General features: G+C 48.4%; 15 protein-coding genes. 10 read left to right on the top strand and 5 right to left on the bottom strand.

The window, feature by feature from the left end; all coding sequences use genetic code 11:
- Positions 1 to 19: 19 nt before the first annotated feature.
- Entirely contained in the window at positions 20 to 928 is a 909-nt protein-coding gene (locus ACOQOZ_RS14580) for a lysophospholipid acyltransferase family protein (protein ID WP_420588882.1), read from the bottom strand.
- 157 nt (positions 929 to 1,085) lie between these two features.
- Between ACOQOZ_RS14580 and ACOQOZ_RS14575 the strand changes: the two genes are divergently transcribed.
- From ACOQOZ_RS14575 to gmhB, 7 genes are all read left to right on the top strand, one after another.
- A complete protein-coding gene (locus tag ACOQOZ_RS14575) occupies positions 1,086 to 2,723 on the top strand; it encodes a response regulator (protein WP_420588881.1) in 1,638 nt (545 codons plus the stop codon).
- On the top strand, positions 2,720 to 3,370 hold the full coding sequence (locus ACOQOZ_RS14570; RefSeq protein WP_420588880.1) for a sensor histidine kinase: 651 nt from the start codon (positions 2,720 to 2,722) through the stop codon (positions 3,368 to 3,370). The genes ACOQOZ_RS14575 and ACOQOZ_RS14570 overlap by 4 nt, the downstream gene beginning before the upstream one ends.
- Positions 3,371 to 3,545: 175 nt before the next feature.
- Positions 3,546 to 4,559: a glycine--tRNA ligase subunit alpha gene (gene glyQ, locus ACOQOZ_RS14565; RefSeq protein WP_420588879.1), complete on the top strand. Its 1,014-nt coding sequence runs from the start codon at positions 3,546 to 3,548 to the stop codon at positions 4,557 to 4,559.
- A 12-nt stretch (positions 4,560 to 4,571) separates the two neighbouring features.
- Positions 4,572 to 6,677 (top strand): glycine--tRNA ligase subunit beta, encoded by a 2,106-nt coding sequence (gene glyS / locus ACOQOZ_RS14560; RefSeq protein ID WP_420588878.1) that lies wholly within the window; start codon positions 4,572 to 4,574, stop codon positions 6,675 to 6,677.
- Positions 6,678 to 6,758: 81 nt separating this feature from the next.
- Complete coding sequence (locus tag ACOQOZ_RS14555) at positions 6,759 to 8,009, top strand: hypothetical protein (RefSeq protein WP_420588877.1); 1,251 nt, start codon at positions 6,759 to 6,761, stop codon at positions 8,007 to 8,009.
- A gap of 252 nt (positions 8,010 to 8,261) precedes the next feature.
- On the top strand, positions 8,262 to 8,945 hold the full coding sequence (locus ACOQOZ_RS14550; RefSeq protein ID WP_420588876.1) for a CvpA family protein: 684 nt from the start codon (positions 8,262 to 8,264) through the stop codon (positions 8,943 to 8,945).
- Between the two features lie 63 nt (positions 8,946 to 9,008).
- Positions 9,009 to 9,560, top strand: coding sequence for a D-glycero-beta-D-manno-heptose 1,7-bisphosphate 7-phosphatase (gene gmhB, locus ACOQOZ_RS14545; RefSeq protein WP_420588875.1), 552 nt, complete (start codon positions 9,009 to 9,011; stop codon positions 9,558 to 9,560).
- Between the two features lie 57 nt (positions 9,561 to 9,617).
- Here gmhB and ACOQOZ_RS14540 read toward each other — a convergent pair whose 3' ends face one another.
- Positions 9,618 to 10,721 (bottom strand): hypothetical protein, encoded by a 1,104-nt coding sequence (locus tag ACOQOZ_RS14540; RefSeq protein WP_420588874.1) that lies wholly within the window; start codon positions 10,719 to 10,721, stop codon positions 9,618 to 9,620.
- Positions 10,722 to 10,948: 227 nt separating this feature from the next.
- Here ACOQOZ_RS14540 and ACOQOZ_RS14535 point away from each other — a divergent pair, with 227 nt between their 5' ends.
- The gene (locus tag ACOQOZ_RS14535; RefSeq protein WP_420588873.1) at positions 10,949 to 11,767 is read left to right on the top strand and encodes a lysophospholipid acyltransferase family protein; all 819 of its coding nucleotides are present in this window, start codon (positions 10,949 to 10,951) and stop codon (positions 11,765 to 11,767) included.
- A 109-nt stretch (positions 11,768 to 11,876) separates the two neighbouring features.
- A complete protein-coding gene (locus ACOQOZ_RS14530; protein ID WP_420588872.1) occupies positions 11,877 to 12,617 on the top strand; it encodes a PPC domain-containing protein in 741 nt (246 codons plus the stop codon).
- Positions 12,618 to 12,659: 42 nt separating this feature from the next.
- On the opposite strand, the gene ACOQOZ_RS14525 is transcribed toward ACOQOZ_RS14530, so the two are convergent.
- Together ACOQOZ_RS14525 and ACOQOZ_RS14520 are read right to left on the bottom strand one after the other, a co-directional pair.
- Entirely contained in the window at positions 12,660 to 13,643 is a 984-nt protein-coding gene (locus ACOQOZ_RS14525; RefSeq protein ID WP_420588871.1) for a lipase secretion chaperone, read from the bottom strand.
- Positions 13,644 to 13,649: 6 nt separating this feature from the next.
- Positions 13,650 to 14,621, bottom strand: coding sequence for an esterase/lipase family protein (locus tag ACOQOZ_RS14520; RefSeq protein ID WP_420588870.1), 972 nt, complete (start codon positions 14,619 to 14,621; stop codon positions 13,650 to 13,652).
- Between the two features lie 252 nt (positions 14,622 to 14,873).
- On the opposite strand from ACOQOZ_RS14520, the gene ACOQOZ_RS14515 reads away from it, so the two are divergent.
- A complete protein-coding gene (locus ACOQOZ_RS14515; protein WP_420588869.1) occupies positions 14,874 to 16,058 on the top strand; it encodes a hypothetical protein in 1,185 nt (394 codons plus the stop codon).
- 82 nt (positions 16,059 to 16,140) lie between these two features.
- On the opposite strand, the gene ACOQOZ_RS14510 is transcribed toward ACOQOZ_RS14515, so the two are convergent.
- Positions 16,141 to 17,460 (bottom strand): Na+/H+ antiporter family protein, encoded by a 1,320-nt coding sequence (locus ACOQOZ_RS14510; protein ID WP_420588868.1) that lies wholly within the window; start codon positions 17,458 to 17,460, stop codon positions 16,141 to 16,143.
- Positions 17,461 to 17,553: the final 93 nt, after the last annotated feature.

Below are 17,553 nucleotides of genomic sequence, written 5' to 3'. Positions count from 1 at the left end.
GCCATGCCCGGTTTTTTTATTAAGGCACATTGGCCTCAATGTATGGGTTTGGCATGCCTTCCGGCTGACGCTTAAAGCGTTTGTAGCTCCACTGGTATTGCTCCGGGCAAATCGCGATACATTCTGCGATCCCGCGGTTCATAGAGTTGGCCGACACCTCAACATCTTCGGAATACAGATCTTCGTCCGGTTTCACGAAGTAAATATCAAAGCCCCTGGCATCCGGCAGACGTTTAGCAAAAGCATACAGTGCCTTGGCGCCGGTTTTCTTCAGCATTTCATGGGGCAGTTTGGGCGTTAACGTTGGGTGACCCATAAAGTCAGCAAACACACCACTCTGAACGCGCGGCTCCTGATCCGGCAGAAATCCCACCATCTCACCGTTTTTCAGCGTCGTGAACAGGCCCATCACCCCAGCACGAGTGGTTGGTACCAGCTTACAGCCAATGGTCTCACGGCGGCTGACCATCCAATTGTTAAAGCTCGGTAATTTCGCCGGACGATACATAATAGTGATGTCGTGGCGGCGCTTAGCGCAGTAATTGTTAATGATTTCCCAATTACCCAGATGAGGCGCCAGCAACAACTTGCCACCGTCATACTGCATCAGCTCGTCGTACAATTCTTCGCCGTGAACGTCATTGATTAAGCCGGTGGTGATCTCCGGGTCGTAACCCCACATCGGCCCGGTCTCAGCCAGGGTTTTGCCACTTTCGACCAGACTGTCACGCAACAACGCCTCACGCTCAGCTTCACTTTTTTGTGGATAAACCAGCGACAGGTTTACCCGCGCCACTTCGCGGCTGCGGCTGCGGCGAGACATCAGATAACCACCAATACGCTGGCCCAATTTCTGCGCGGATACTAACGAGATTTTGCCCAGCAGTTTAATCAAACCAATCGCCAGGTAACCAAACAACGACTTCACAATTCACCTCGGTTTTATTGTTTGCACGCAGTTTACGGTCTGAAGTCCGTGGCGCAAGTTTATTCCGGCAACGACCACCCCGACTCACAACAGCTGTTCTTTAACCAGCGAAATATCAGTGCTTTGCTAAACTCAATGGACACAGCTCAGGTGGCCTATGATCAATCTGGAACAAACACTTAAATCCAAACGAATTCTCATCGTTGATGACCTGGTAGAAGCTCGTAGTGCACTGAAGAAGATGGCAACTCTTCTGGGTTGCGAGCATATCGATACAGCAACGGATGGCAGAGAAGCCTCCGAGTTATTGATGGAGCACGATTACGACATCGTGTTCTCAGACTATAACCTCGGCAAAGGCCGTGACGGGCAGCAGGTACTGGAGGAAGCGCGTTATTCCAACCGCCTGCGTGCGACCTCGCTATTTATTCTGGTTACCGGTGAGAATGCCGTGGATATGGTGATGGGCGCTCTGGAATACGAGCCGGATGCTTACATCACCAAGCCGTTTACCCTGAACATGTTGCGCGAACGCCTGACCCGGATCTTTCGCATCAAACAACAACTCAACCCAATCAATCTGGCCATCGACGCTAACGACATTGACCGCGCCATTGTTCTGGCAGAAAACCTGTTGCAGGAAAACAGCAAGCTGCTGATGCCGGTTACCCGCATTCTCGGCAAGCTTTACATGCGCCAACAACGCTACAACGATGCCATTAAAGTCTATTCAACGCTGCTGAATACCCGCTCGGTATCCTGGGCCCGCCTGGGCCAGGCAATCTGCCTGCATCACCTGGGTGATCCACAAAGCGCACTGGCGCTGCTGAAACAAAACCTGCAAAAACATCCGATGTACGTTCAGTGTTACGACTGGGCCGCACGCATTCTAATGGGAACCGGTAAGCTCAAAGCCGCACAGCAACAGCTGGAAAAGGCCGTGAGTATTTCTCCCAAGGCGGTGTTACGTCAGATCGAACTGGGCAAGCTGGCTTACCAGAACGAGAACTACAAAGTGGCAGAAGACGCATTTGAGCAGGCGATTCGCCTTGGTCGTTACTCCTGTTACAAGACATCGAAGAATTACCTCAACTTTGTTCACGCCGCACAACACAGCATGGGCTCCGATGCCAGCCGAGAAAGCAAAAACAAAGTCACCAAAGCGCTGAAGGCAATCGAAGAACTGCGTCAGGATTATGCTGGCCAGATTGAAGTGATGTTTGAAACCAGCATTGTTGAAGGCAAAACCTACCTGCGCACCGATAATCAGGATGGTATGCGCTCCTCAGCCAAACGCGCGGAAGAATTGCTGTCACAAATCAAAGAGCCCGACATCGATCAGCGCCTGCTGATGACCGAAGCCTACATCGACACAGGTCAGCACGTAAAAGCCAAAGACCTGATGAATAAGCTCAAAGCCGAAGGTCTCGATGATCAGGAAACTAACCGCCTGGAAAAACTGGAAGGCGAATTGAACGAAGTTGCCATTCGCGAGTACACCACAGAGCTCAATGCCCGCGGCGTTCAGGCTTATGAGAAAGGTCTTTATGAAGAAGCAATTGAAGCCTTCGACAACGCCACCAGCTATGAAGAAGCTGGTGTCAGTGTGTTGCTCAATACCATCCAGGCCAAAGTCAGCTTTATGGAAGAAAATCAGGTCGATGTCGGCCAATTGAAAGACTGCTATCAGTTGTTCAAACGCATCGGTGAAATCGGCAAAGCCGATGAACGTTTTTCCCGCTACAACAAACTAAAACAAACCTACACCCGGATGAAGAGAGCCGCAGCAATATGAAGTTTGAACAATTGCTGGCGGCGGTTGTGCACGACCTGAAAAACCAGCTGCAATCTCTGCTCGATTTTGAGCAGGATGCGATGAGCCGGATACCGCAGCAGTATCAAAAAGAGCTCGAGCCTATTTTGCAGCGAACCAATCGCCTGAAAAACGACTCACTGCAACTTATTACCCTGTACCGCTTTCACGAAAATGGCCAGTTTCCAATGGACGATGCGTGGCCACGCGATACGGTAAACGATGCTATTGAAGCCACCAGTCTGCAGTTTCCCGGGATTACATTTCACAATAAAGTCGATGACGATTGTCAGGGCTTTTACAGCGAAACTCTGATTCAGCTGGCGCTGGTGACCCTGATTACCAACAGTGCTCAGGCGGGTGCAACAGAAATCAATATCACCGCTGACGATTCAGACAATGGCCTGATGATTGAAGTAAGCGACAACGGCCCGGGCTTTCCGGAGGATGTTCTGGATGGCCAGACCGACAGCACCAAAAAAGGCCCCAGCGGCCTGGGTATCTACTTTGTTCAGCTGATCGCTCAGCACCATCAACAAGGCGAACATCACGGTACCGTCACCACCGCCAACCGCCAGTTGCAGAATAAAAGAGTCGCCGGCGCTCAGGTGCGGTTATTTTTACCCTGACCCATCGACTAGCGATGATCAGGAACCCAGAGCACGCCTGAGCCCAGCCCTATCAGCAAGCGCCAGATAAGGCTATAATCCCCGCCTTTCGTTTTTCTGCCACACAAGTCTGGTACAACCAACTGAATGATCGCAGATCAACCCACCAAATTCCGAAACATAAGAAGGTCGAGCAGTGTCTGAACAAAGCCGCCACGATATTAAAACCTTTCAGGGCCTGATTGCTGCCCTGCAAGAGTTCTGGTCCGAACAGGGCTGTGTTATCAACCAACCGATTGATATGGAAGTGGGCGCCGGCACCTTCCACACCGCGACCTTCTTGCGTGCGATTGGCCCTGAGTCCTGGAACTCAGCTTATGTTCAGCCATGTCGTCGTCCGACTGACGGCCGCTATGGTGAGAACCCAAACCGTCTGCAGCACTACTACCAATTCCAGGTAGTGATGAAGCCATCGCCACTGGATATTCAGGACAAGTATCTGGAATCCCTGCGTGTAATGGGCATCGATACTAATGTTCACGATGTCCGTTTCGTAGAAGACAACTGGGAATCGCCAACGCTGGGCGCCTGGGGTCTTGGCTGGGAAGTCTGGTTAAACGGCATGGAAGTGACTCAGTTCACTTATTTCCAGCAAGTGGGTGGTCTGGAATGTTACCCGGTAACCGGTGAGATCACTTATGGTCTGGAACGTATCGCTATGTACCTGCAGGAAGTAGATTCCATCTACGATCTGGTTTGGTGTTATGGCCCGGATGGCAAGCCTGTAACTTACGGCGATGTATTCCACCAGAACGAAGTGGAAATGTCGGCCTACAACTTCGAACACGCTGATGTTGATTTCTTATTCCAGGCATTCGAGCAACACGAAAAAGACTGTGCTCGCCTGATCGAGGCTGGTCTGGCTCTGCCGGCTTATGAAAAAGTGTTAAAAGCATCCCACGCATTCAACATGCTGGATGCCCGTCACGCGATTTCCGTGACCGAGCGTCAGGGGTATATCCTGCGCGTACGTACGTTGGCTCGCTCCGTAGCCGAAGCGTATTTCCAATCCCGCCGTGCTCTTGAGTTCCCTCTGGCCCCTGAAGATCTGCGCAAAGAAGTGCTGGCATTAGCCGCCGCTGCAGAAAAAGAAGCCGCAGAGAAGGCTGCTAAAAAAGCAGCGAAAGAAGCCAAGAAGAATAAGGCATAAGGGGAATTGGATATGACTACTCGTAACTTTATCGTTGAGCTGGGTACTGAAGAATTACCACCAACGCAGTTAAAGAAACTCTGGCAAGGCTTTGCAGATGGAATCATTAACGGCTTGATGGATGCTGGACTTTTGGTTGGAGGCGCAGACGTTGCTCGCCAGTCAGAAAGCGTAAACGGCATCCACTGTGCGTCGCCTAGACGCTTAGCTGTAATAGTTGACAACTTGCCAGAGAAACAACCTGACCGTGATGATGTTTTGTGGGGCCCACCAGCCAACATCGCATTCGATGCTGATGGTAAACCAACCAAGGCCGCTGAAGGTTTCGCGAAAAAAGCCGGTATTGATCTGGCCGACGCTACCGAAGAAAACGGCAAGTTAAAAGTTTCTCGCGTTATTGAAGGCAAGGCGACGATAGATCTTCTGCCAGGCATTGTTCAGGCCTCTCTGGATAAATTACCCATCGCCAAGCGTATGCGTTGGGGCTCAAGCCGTAACGAATTCGTTCGCCCGGTGCAGTGGTTAGTGATGTTGTTCGGTGAGCAAGTGGTCGAAGCAGAAATTCTGGGGGCTAAAGCGGGCAACCAATCTCGCGGTCATCGTTTCCACGCCAACAAAGAAATCACGATTAATTCCAGCGCTGATTATCAGCAAGCGATGCGTGATGCTTTCGTAATTGTTGATTACAACGAGCGTAAAGAATTAATTCGCCAGCAAGTTACCGCTAAAGGTGAAGAGGTTGGTGGCGTCGCCATTATCGACGAAGACCTGTTAGACGAAGTAACTGGTCTGAACGAATGGCCAACTGCATTGGCAGGTAACTTCGATGAAGACTTCCTGCGTGTTCCAAGTGAAGCGCTGGTTTCTTCTATGAAAGAACACCAGAAGTATTTCCACGTTGTCTCTTCAGAAAGTCATGACAACGGCAAGCTACTACCTATCTTTATCACCCTGACTAATATCGAATCGAAAGATCCAAAACAGGTGATCGAAGGTAACGAAAAAGTCATTCGCCCACGTCTGGCGGATGCTGCTTTCTTCTGGGACACCGACCGCAAGAAAACTCTGGAAAGCCGTTACGAAAAACTGGATACCATTGTTTGGGTTAACAAGCTGGGCACCTTAAAAGCTAAAACCGATCGCATCGGTGCATTAGCCGATAAAGTTGCCACTGCTATTGGTGCCGACAATGCTTTAGCACAACGAGCAGCCAAGCTGTGTAAAACCGATTTATTAACCGATATGGTTTATGAATTCACCGACCTGCAAGGTATCGCTGGTACTTATTACGCGCAGGGCGATGGCGAGCACGCAGACGTTGCTGCGGCCATGCAGGAACAGTATATGCCTGCCTTCGCGGGTGATGAACTGCCTTCTACCCAAGCGGGCTTATGTGTAGCACTGGCCGATCGTATCGATAGCCTGGTGGGCCTGTTTGGTTTAGGCCAAATCCCAACGGGTTCTAAAGACCCATTCGCATTGCGTCGTGCTTCTCTGGGTGTGCTACGTATTCTGGTGGAAAAAGAAATCGATATCGATTTAGGCCAGTTGATTGATTGGGCACTGGAAGCGAATTGGGAAACTGCTCCTAAAGCAGAAACCAAAGCTACCCTGATCGAATATATGCTGGAGCGTTTCTCTGCCTGGTATAAAGACGAAGGTATCTCTGCGGAAGTATTCCAGTCTGTTCGTGCTTTAGGTTTAAGCAACGCATTGGATATCAACAACCGCGTACAAGCGGTTAACAGCTTCTCTGCCATGGAAGAAGCACAAGCACTGGCAGCAGCCAATAAGCGTGTATCCAATATTCTGGCTAAGAATGGCGGAGAAGCAGTTGTTGCAGACGTTAACGAAGTGCTATTAAGCGAAGAGGCTGAAAAAGTTCTGGCGACCCAGGTTGCTGAAAAACAAACTGAAGTTCAGCCATTATTAGCCGACGCTAAATACAAAGAAGCCTTAGCTTCTCTGGCAGGTCTTCGTGATGCGGTAGATGCATTCTTCGATAACGTGATGGTAATGGCGGATGATGAAGCGGTTAAAAACAACCGCCTAGCACTGCTTAAACAGCTCCAGGGCCTGTTTATTGCTATTGCGGATATTTCCGTACTGCAACAGTAAATCTATTTTCCACAGGCAGGGAAGCCTATTTAAACAGACACGCTTTCCCTGCCTGCTTATTGATAAAACGGAGTTTTTCTTATGAAAAAAATTTTTATTCCTTTAATCGCTACGGCCTTAGTTACTGCATGCGGTGGTGGTAGTTCCTCAAGCTCGACAAAAGATAAACCAGCAGTTGGTGGAGGAGCTGGTACTGGCGACGTTGTTACAACTTTTAAAGTTGAAACATCAACTTATGATTACTTTGCAGTAAAAACATCTGCTGGTTGGCAGAACCTAACTAACGGCAAAGACAATTCTATTGCAATCAAAGATAAACAGATCGAAATTGCACACCTTTGTATTGACAGTCAGAATGATGAGCACCTCTATACACATCAATCAATCAATTTTGATACTTTTAAAGTTGGGTCCGAGTATAGATACGAACTCCATTGTGAGTTCCCTAAAAACAGCAAAAAAGTAACAATTTCTAATGGTACCGCTGGATTTAACTTAATTGATGCGGAACCAGCACTCGCGAATTCTTCTGAAACCGCGAGTAACGACGAAGATATTGAGGTGATAATGCCTAAAACGCGTTCAACACTGGATATTTTTGCCATTGGCAAAAACACCGCAAGCGGGAAGTTTTATGGTCACAGAAATAAATCTGTAACGTTGAAAGATGGCGAAACTTACGCTGTTGACTTTAATGATTCGAAATCATCTATACTGGCAACATATACTCCTAAAAAATCTGATGCCAATAGTTATTATGCGAACTACTTCTCCAATAACTTTGATAATGGTATTAGTCTAAATATCAACGAAAGTGATACTTGGGTAACTATACCCCAGGTCTTATCCGATAATGACGGTAGCTATCAAGAGCAATGGATCTATACAGGCACCCCTAAATTCGTTTTGTCTTATATCAAATCATCGACAGAGCCTGGTCAGCAAAGCCGTATCACTGGAAAAACATCTCCATTAAAAATCAGCGATATTAAATTATCTGAAGCTGACCTTTCTGTAACAACACCTGTGATACCCCCTAAGTTTTCAGATCTGAAGTTAACTAATATCGTATTATCTGTATCTAACCTTGGGAATAACAGTGTTTATGACTATACAATAGGCCAAATTGGTGGAAAGGCGGGTGAAGCTATAAATATCGATAAGATCTTAGATTTTAGTTCACTACCTGGATTTCCTAATACTACCAAGCGTTATGTGCCTGGAAATAACGATATCAAGCTCAACGTATTTCAGTACAACCACCTAGACATACAGAAGCAATCGATTATGGAAGGGATACTTTATGGTTTTGATTTAACTCCGCCTAAATAATACTCCCTATATCCAAGCCCTCTTTCACAGAGGGCTTTTGTATTACTTATCAATTAATACAGCTCTGAGTCTAAATATTAACTTTGATTTTTTATGACTATTACAATAATTTTACGGCAAAAAAAGATGCAAGATAAAATCAGATATCAGCTGCTTTTTTACCTTTATTATTTCTGTTTTGGACGCTTTAAAATATAAGAAGAAACCGGAAGCTAAATAAAAAACTTCAAGGGGATAAAAAGGAGAACAAGGATGATCTTTGATATTATTATTTTTCTACTGTTCGGCGCACTGGTAGTCGTCGGTTACAAATATGGCACATCGAAAGAGCTGTTTAATCTGGCCAAGATATTTGTACCAATTTCCATTGCCAGTGCATATAGCGGCCACTTTGGCGTATACCTGACGGAAATAGGGTTTCTCCGCGCTAATGACTGGGCAGTGCTTAAATTTACCGGCTTTCTGATACTGTTTCTGTTGTTGTGGACGTTGATCCGTACCGGAGAGCATTATTTTAAATATTATGAACTGCACAGTCGCTGGTTTGATAACAATCGCTTTACCAGTATGGCAGATCGAATATTCTGTGCATTCATCAACGGCTTTCAGGCTGTTTTCTTATTAACCTTCTTCAGTTTTCTCAGCACTCAAGTCAGCCTTTCACCACAAAGTTATAAACCCTACCTGATGAGACATTCATTGCTCTACCCGTCAATGGATCGGGTGTGCCGCAAAGTGGTTACCGGACAGTTTGTGAACAAGATCATGAACGAACATACCGGTACAACAACATTTAAGGTGCTGATGAAAACTATGACCGATAAAGAAACACTGACGGATATCTCAGACGAAGTACATCGTTCGACGGTTGTCCCTGCGCGCGATCGATTAAATGACCTTCTCGGGGAGTCTGAGGTTACGTCAACAGAAGAGTAACGCGGACAAGCAGCTAAACTGATAATATACACAGACCTTTTGCCTGACTATTTTCGATAAACAATGAATAAGTTAATCATCCTCGACCGTGACGGTGTTATTAATCAGGACTCGGACGCATACGTAAAATCCGTTGATGAATGGATTCCGATTCCTGGCAGCGCAAAAGCTATTGCTGATTTATGCAAAGCTGGTTTTCAGGTCGCTGTGGCAACCAATCAGAGTGGTCTGGCCCGTCAGTATTTCACTCAGTCAGATCTCGATGCGATGCATAAAAAAATGGCAGTGCTCGTCAAAGCTGAAGGCGGAAAATTCGCTCATATCGCCTGGTGCCCACATGGCCCGGATGATGACTGTAACTGCCGTAAACCATTGCCAGGCTTAATTCACCAGATTGAAAAAGCGCTGAATGTTTCAGCTGAAGGCGCCTGGATGGTTGGAGACTCGCTGCGTGATTTGCAGGCAGGTGCTGCTGCCAACTGTAAAGTGGCTTTGGTTAAAACCGGTAAGGGTGAAAAGACGTTGCCTAAATTACTGGCCAATGAGGAATTAAAAAACAGTAAAGTATTTTGTGATTTAGCTGAGTTCGTCGATTTTATTCTGGCCTCAGAATAATCCTTGGTCGAAATAAAAAGGAGCTGAAATCAGCTCCTTTTGATTCTTACTGCTGAATTACTCAGCCGTCAGACTAATTTCTTCAGATTCGGCAACATAAGCTCCCTGATAAACAAGATCCATTATATTGCCTATCAATAGTCCAGTCAGACCCGTTGTCGCGGTCATACGTGGAACACCCACATACATCTTCACTGTTTCAAAATTCTCTACGGCAATATCACTGACATTGGTTGTCTCTGCGGATATAGCATCGCCGTTGTCATCTTTAAACACCAGCATCAGAGCCAAACCATCAGTTTCTATCTGGCCGATAATATTATTCAGAAGCCTGGCGATAATTGGCTGATCATGATTATTTGTGATTTTATACATCACACGTAATTCATCACTGGTTAAATCATAGAAAACTTCCGTATTACAACCAGAAACGTCGGCAATAACCTGACCATCAGCTTTCAGAAGCATGCTCGCCCCGTGATCCAGAACAGGGTTAAACTCTGCATCAGTGTCAGGTTCAATGCCGTCCATAAAATCAGTACCACTACCAAAGGTAATATCGACCGACAAAGAAGTTTTTCCGGTCAACTGGGTTTCGAGCATTGTTATATCTTCGGTTTTACCGTCAGCCGTTAGAATTCCTTCATTAAGACCAGAGTTCATAGTCAGTGCACCAGAATAACTGCCGCTTTGATACTCGATAGAGCTATCCGGCATACACAGATTTACCTGCAAATTGCCGGTAACTGCATTCAATACCAGATCGATTTCAGACTGAATATCGGCATTCACATTGGCTGTGCCAGAACCTTGAGCAACAACGGTTGTGCCGTCCATTACCTGAATAGCTACCTGATACTCACCGATTGGTAATGAGTTGAAGCTGACACTGGCGCTATCGCCATCCAGATTCACATTTTGCGTACGCTGCAAATCACCTTTAGTGATCGTCACTTTAGCGTTGCTGGCACTGATACCAGCTGCCAACGCACTGCGAACGTTCAGGTCAAAAGACAGCGTTTGAGTCCCGGTTTCAGGACCGGCAGATGGGCTTTTGTTGATATTAACTTGCTGGCTCTGGGTTTCCTGGTCCTGGCCACCACAGGCAATCAGTGACGCAGCCAGTACAGCGGTAGTGAGAAGTTTCGGAGAAGTTCGCATAAGTATTCCTTATTGTTGTTATTTATCCATTCAGGTCTGTGCCCGATATATTGACAACTTTATAAAACAACGCCCGGAAGTAATTAGTACTTTTGTTCAAAATCAGAAGAGAGTGTGAGCACACTCTGATCAGGAAACACTGCTAAGAATCTATGGAAACGGATTCCCCCAGCTAAAGTGGTATAAACCCTCATCTGAACAAAGACTATTCAATCCGTGGAATCACTATGAAAGCAGCCAGCCCAGTGTCTGCATCAGGCAATCCGGTGCACCTCAGTCATATGCTAAGAACGCTGGTGTTTTACCTCTGGCTGGCTACATTCACCGTCGCCTGGTGCCTGATTTGTTTTGTCATCGGAATCTTCCTGCCACTGAAGGCGCGTAATTATTTTGTTCTGGTTTTTTATTGCCGCGTCGCAGTCTGGTCGGCGCGCATCATTTGTGGCATCCGCTGGCAGGTAAAGGGTCTGGAAAATGTTCCTGAAGATGGCCGGGGCTATGTCTTACTGAGCAAACACCAGAGCACCTGGGAAACCTTCTTTCTGCCAACAACCGTTGCGCCACACGTTCAGGTGGTTAAAAAAGAGCTGCTGTATCTGCCTTTTTTTGGCTGGGCACTCAATCTGATTCATCCGATTTTTATTGACCGAAACCAGAAAGCCAACGCCCTGAAACAAGTGATTCAACAAGGCACAGAGCGCCTGAACGACGGTATTCACGTGTTGGTATTTCCTGAAGGCACACGAATTCCTCCAGGTAAACGCAAAGACTTTTCCAAAGGTGGCGCCATGCTTGCCGGTAAAGCAAAAGCACCGGTTTTAGCCATTGCTCACAACTCCGGCGAATATTGGCCGAATGATCACTGGGTTAAAAAGCCGGGAACGATTCAGGTGGTTATCAGCCCGGTAATTGAAACCTCTGAACTCACCACAGCAGAAATTAATGCCTGGTCAGAAGAATGGATCAACAATGAAGTGGATCATATTTCCAGCAACAAATTTGACGGCGACAAGGTTGATGCAGCAAACAGTGGAAAACGCTTCTAGCGCCTCAGGCATTCAATCAAAACTCAGAGCAAAAACCCTAAAGTAGCTGGGTACCTGATCTCATGTGTTCCTGTCAGGATTGGCGAAAAACAATCTTAAGGAAGTGCACATGGATAAACTGATTTTAATTTCTGCGATCACTCTCGCCATCAGTGGCTGTGGATCAAGTGATAGCAAAGACTCGGATGGCGGAGAAAAACGATCTCCTGTCACTGAAATTCAACAGAAAATCTCCGAGCCAGACAGCGCCAACGATCATGTTAATGATGCCAGTCCACTTTCTATTGGCACCGAGCTGACCGGCTCACTCACGGAAGGTGTTGATGCCGCAGACTATTATTCTTTTTCGGCACCGATAAATGCCAACCTGAAAATCACTCTGCAAGGCCCGGAAAATACCGACTTCGATATATCACTGGCGGACAGCGGTTTAAATGAACTGGCAATATCAGAGTCTGACAACAGTGATGAAACCATTCGTATTAAAACCAGCAAAGCAGAAAAGCTGAACCTGCTGGTCAGTACGCACAGTGGCAGCGGAAACTACACTCTGACCATCCTCGAAGATTTGAGCGTCCCGGCTGACAATCAGGGAAAATTTGTTGTTCACCATGTGTATAACGATAGCTATTGCATTGAGCTTGTCGCTAACGAAGAACAGGACGCACGAAGCGCTTTGGCGGGTGATTTCAGTCTTGGCCAATGCCCGGCTAAATATTCTGGTAGCCGCTGCTATGCGGAAAGGACGAATCTGTCGCGCGAGCTTGTGTTTGTCCCGAGCTTTCCGGACGCAGAGAAGTCCGATATCTGCCGTCGCAACGATGAGACTCTGCCTGGTTCACGCCCTTAAATCTGCTTAGCATTGCTCCGGGTTAACCGGAGCATGTGGTTTTTAACGAACCAGCGCCTGTGCCCGGGCCCGCTCATGAGGTTCGAACCTCTGCTCCAGCAACTGCTGATATTGCTGGCGATAATCTTCTTCCGCTAACGATGGTTTCAGTTGCTGCAGTTCCATACGGAATTCATCAAGGCGCTGCTGCCATTGTGCTCGTTGCTGATCGAGTTGCGCCAGTCGCTGAGCGGCATCTTCACCAACCGTTTCTGCCCGCTGGCGATACTTTTCTTCTGGGGTTAATTCAGCCTGATCGATTTCAAGTAAACGTTGCTGCTGTTGGGTTCGTTGTTGCTGCAATTGCTGCTGGATGGGCTGTTCTGCCTGGAGGTTAACCAGCGCCTGCTGTTTACCCTCTGCGGTTAAATCAGAATTAAGAATGGCTGCACGAGCCAGAGTGTTGTCGTCCATCTGACGATCAAAAGCAAAAAATACCGCAGCGACATCATTCCCCAATTCGCGGTTTTGCAACGCAATTAAGGCCTGCTGACGCTCCTGCATAAAAGTCAGTTGCTGCTGTCGGTTATGGTTCGGGTCTGCCTGATAATCTTGCTCAAACGAATGTAATGCTTGTTTGTAGCTGAGGTAGTTCGCCAGAATTTCCACAGCATCTGTCAGCGCTTGTCCCTGCAACTGTTGTTGCAGTTCCGTTTCGATCAGTTGCTGAATCCGAGCAACGGAAGCTTCCCCCAATGTGCTGAGATAATAATCAAACAGATCTCTCAGAGAAGCGGTAACCACCAGCTGCTCATCTCGACTGAGTAGCTGCACACCATGAGATGTTCCTGCTAATGAGGCTGGCAGCGCCTGGGCTTGATCTACACGTTCCACTTCCATGGCGAGTGCTGGCTCAATGGTAAAAGCCTCAGCATCATCAGGTTGCTGAACTTCCTGACGCTCGACTTCCGGGTTTTGCAAAACCACTCCGGCGGCAACAAGTAATAACGCCGCGGCCGGAACAGCCAGTACCTGCTGCCACCTCATACCGAATTACAAGCCAGCCTGCTTCAGTCGGTTAGCATGAGTACGATACAAAGACAGCGGGTCAGTGCTGAATAACGAATGCAGGCCCAGTACCTGATTAATCAGATCGCCGTGGTTCATCTTATAATCGTCACGAATCACAGTACCAAAGTGGCTGGCGCAGCTACCTGTAATACCGTCGCTGTTTTCACCAGCAAACAACAGACCGGTGGTACCAAACAGATAGTCCAGAGGATCCGCTACATTGGTAAAGGTATCGGCACCGCCCCAGGAATACAGGCGAATGTCATGACCATTAACGGTGACTGACGCAGGGCCTTCACCGCAGCTTTCCGTTGGCAAACCCAGCGGATACTGAGCATTAAATTCAGCAGCTCCGGCGGTAGTGAATTCAGCCGTCAGCGAACGGGTGTCGCCCTTGCCAACACCATCTCCGGACAACTTATCAATTAAGGTACCAGCGGCATCAGCAACCACTTCATACGCGGTGCCCAGCAAAGTATCTTCCGGGAAGACCTTATTCAGCACATCGGCAATCGGTGCACCCGTGTGAGGCGAGCCCATGGTTGTTACAGAAGCCACCAGGTCAGGGCGAACACTCATCACATAGCGCGACGTCAGGCCACCCTGGCTGTGTGCTACCAGATTAAACTTCTCAATCTCCGGCTTAGTCGCACGAATATTTTCCAGCTCTTTAATCAGCTGCTCGCCACGCTCAACCGAGTTGTTAAATGCATTGATGTGTGCGGTGTAAACCGTTGCGCCTTCGTCTTCTAATTTTTCAGTGATCTTGTACCAGTATTCAACACCGGCAATGGAGTCAAACGCGAGAATACCTTGTACCAGCATAATCGGGTGTTTGGTTTGGGTATAACCCGACGGTTCCGGCTGATCAGACATTGCCTGAGCGTTCAGAGCCATTACAGAAGAAGCCGTCAACAGACCGGCCGCCAACACATTGGAGAAAGATTTTTTCATTTTGATTTCCGGTTTTTATTTTTATTTAACGCCGGGGAGTATAGGGAGCCAAAAAAGCTGACAACATGGCCAAACAGGCCAGTCGATGATACTGGTACGGGTGTACTCCTAATAAATGATCGTTCAGTTTTTGATCACCGCTTCACGCCTCAGACATACGCATAATTACCTAGTCTCTACCAATAAACACGAATAACGAGACTTCAGGATAACCACTACAATCGCCCGGTCTTTTTTCGAGGTAACAGAATTATGTCTCTGTTCGCACACCAACCGCTCAGCGCCATCGTTGTGCTGTCTGGTTTATTGTTAAGTGCCTGTGGTGGCGGTTCATCTTCCGGCTCATCATCTTCCGAAGTCAGCCAGCAAACTCTGACACTTAACCTCAACAATACCCGCTATGCTGCCATTCAGCTGGATAACGGCGACTGGCAGGCGTTAAAAGCACCGGGAGTTAAGTATCCGGCCACGGCGCTAAACGCCACCGTTATCAGCGTATGTAATAACAATGTATTACTGCAAAAGCGCACCCTGGCCGAATGGCGCGCCAACCCCAGTGTAAATCGCAGCTGCCAGCCTGAAGCCAGCAGCAATATCCGCAACGTGGCTCTGCAAGCTCCGGCCAATACTGAAATCTGCAGCATCGCCGTTGCAGGTGGAAGCGGTAAATTAAACGGCGCAGCAACTGAGTTCAGCGCTCGCCTGACCGCAGAGAACCCGTTCCTGTCAGCCGCTTACGCCAAAGACTGTTTCGCCATTAATGACCCGGTGTTTTTCCTGCACACCTCGCTGGCTGGACTCGGCAATGGCTACAGTTTTGATCTGAGCAGCCGTGCGACAGAGATCCGCTGGCTGAACGATGCAGATGAGCGCCACGGTGCCCTCTACTACTTTAATAAGAACGGTGTACGTTTTGAGATGGCGCCATTCACCGATAGTCAGCGTTACGGCCTGACCGACGAGCTAAGTAAGAATGGTCGCTTTGAGCACAGCTGGCAAAACGGCAACAACACCCAGTCACGGCGCATGTTCAGCCCAACGTTTAACAAGACACTCCCGGAATTTGTTGACCACAATGATCTGACCTCGGCGGCATCCGTTGCACAGGACGGCAAAACGTTGACCGTCACGATCCCTCAGATAAAGCAGCCTGACTGGAACTTCAGTGGCATCTTCGCTAGCGCCAGTTTCAGTGATAAATCCAGCTCAACCCGCTTATCCATTGAGATCAGCCCGGACGCCTGTAGTGACACAAACTGCAGCGTCAGCTTTGAATCTCCAAACGCATTGCCGGAATTTAATGCTCAGACAAATCCGACTGCGGCATTGGTGACCCACCTCAGCGGTAACTCCAGCCTGCGCTGGAAAGCACGCTTTCAACAACAACGTGGCGATATAAACGATACCGTCGAACTGTCCGACAAATCGCTGTTCTGATACCACGAAGGCAATAAAAAACGCCCGCGCAGATTGCTCTGTCGCGGGCGTTTTTGTTTATTACCTGCTGATTAGGGTCAGCTTACAACACCATGGCTGCAACCCAACCGGCCGCTAACAGCGGTAAGTTAAAGTGCAGGAAGGTTGGAATCACGGTATCACGCATATGGTTGTGCTGGCCGTCGGCATTCAGGCCAGCGGTTGGGCCCAGGGTGGAATCAGAGGCCGGAGAGCCCGCATCACCCAATGCACCCGCAGTGCCAACCAAAGCAACAATTGCCAGCGGGCTGAAACCCATCTGCAAACACAGCGGTACATAAATCGCGGCAATAATTGGAATGGTCGAGAACGACGAACCGATACCCATGGTCAGTAGCAAACCAACCACAAGCAACATCATCGCAGCCAGAGCCTTGTTACCCGCCAGCCAGTCAGACGCACCGTTCACCAGCTGGTCAATGTGGCCGGTGGTTTTTAATACTTCGGAGAAGCCCGACGCAGCGATCATAATAAAGCCAATTGACGCCATCATTTTCATACCGTCGACCAGTACGCCATCAGACTCATTCCAGCGAATCACACCAGTGGCGGAGAACAATAAGAAACCGGCCATGGCGCCCAGCACCATCGAGCCCGTATAGAGTTGAGTAACAAACGCCAGCACAATCGCTGCGCCAGCAACCCACAGGGATTTAGCGTTATAGCCCTGCTCGGCGTGTTCTGTTTTTTCTACCTTGCTCATGTCATAAACACGCTTGCCGCGGTAGCTGAACAGTGCGGCAATCAACAAACCTGCCACCATACCCAGCGCCGGAATCGCCATCGCTTTTACAACTGAGATGCCTTCCACATCCAGACCAGCCGCAGCCACTTTGCCCAGCAGAATGTCGTTCAGGTAGATGCTACCGAAGCCCACTGGCAGGAACATATACGGCGTTACCAAACCAAAAGTCAGCACACAGGCCACCAGACGGCGGTCCAGCTGTAAGCGAGTCATTACCAACAACAGCGGTGGAATCAGAATCGGGATAAAAGCGATATGAATTGGGATCAGGTTCTGGGACGAAATCGCCACCAGCATCAGCATAAATAACAGGCCATGACCCAGCCACTCACTCGCGGCTTCATCACTCTTGCCGATTTTGGTCAGGATTTTATCGGCCAGCAGATGTGGCAAACCAGACAACGAAATCGCTACCGCAAAGCCACCCAGTAATGCGTAGCTCAGGGCAATACCGGCACCACCACCGATACCTTTGTTAAACGCTTCCAGTGTGGCTGAAGTATCCAGACCACCAATCCAGCCGCCAACAAATGCGGCAACAATCATCGACAGCATCACGTGCATACGTGCCAGGCTTAACGCCAGCATCAGTACCACAGCAATAATTACTGCATTCATATTTTCACTCCGGGAATCAGGGAGTCTGAAACCAGCCAGCTGCGATATGCTGACCATTCAGACAAGACGGCGCGCAAGTTACCACAAACCGCA

Origin of the sequence: Bacterioplanoides sp., assembly GCF_965219715.1 — a bacterium.
In the GTDB taxonomy this organism is placed as follows: Bacteria; Pseudomonadota; Gammaproteobacteria; order Pseudomonadales; family Oceanobacteraceae; genus Bacterioplanoides.
The sequence above is the reverse complement of the archived record's forward strand: the minus strand, read 5'-3'. Positions and strand labels throughout refer to the sequence as shown.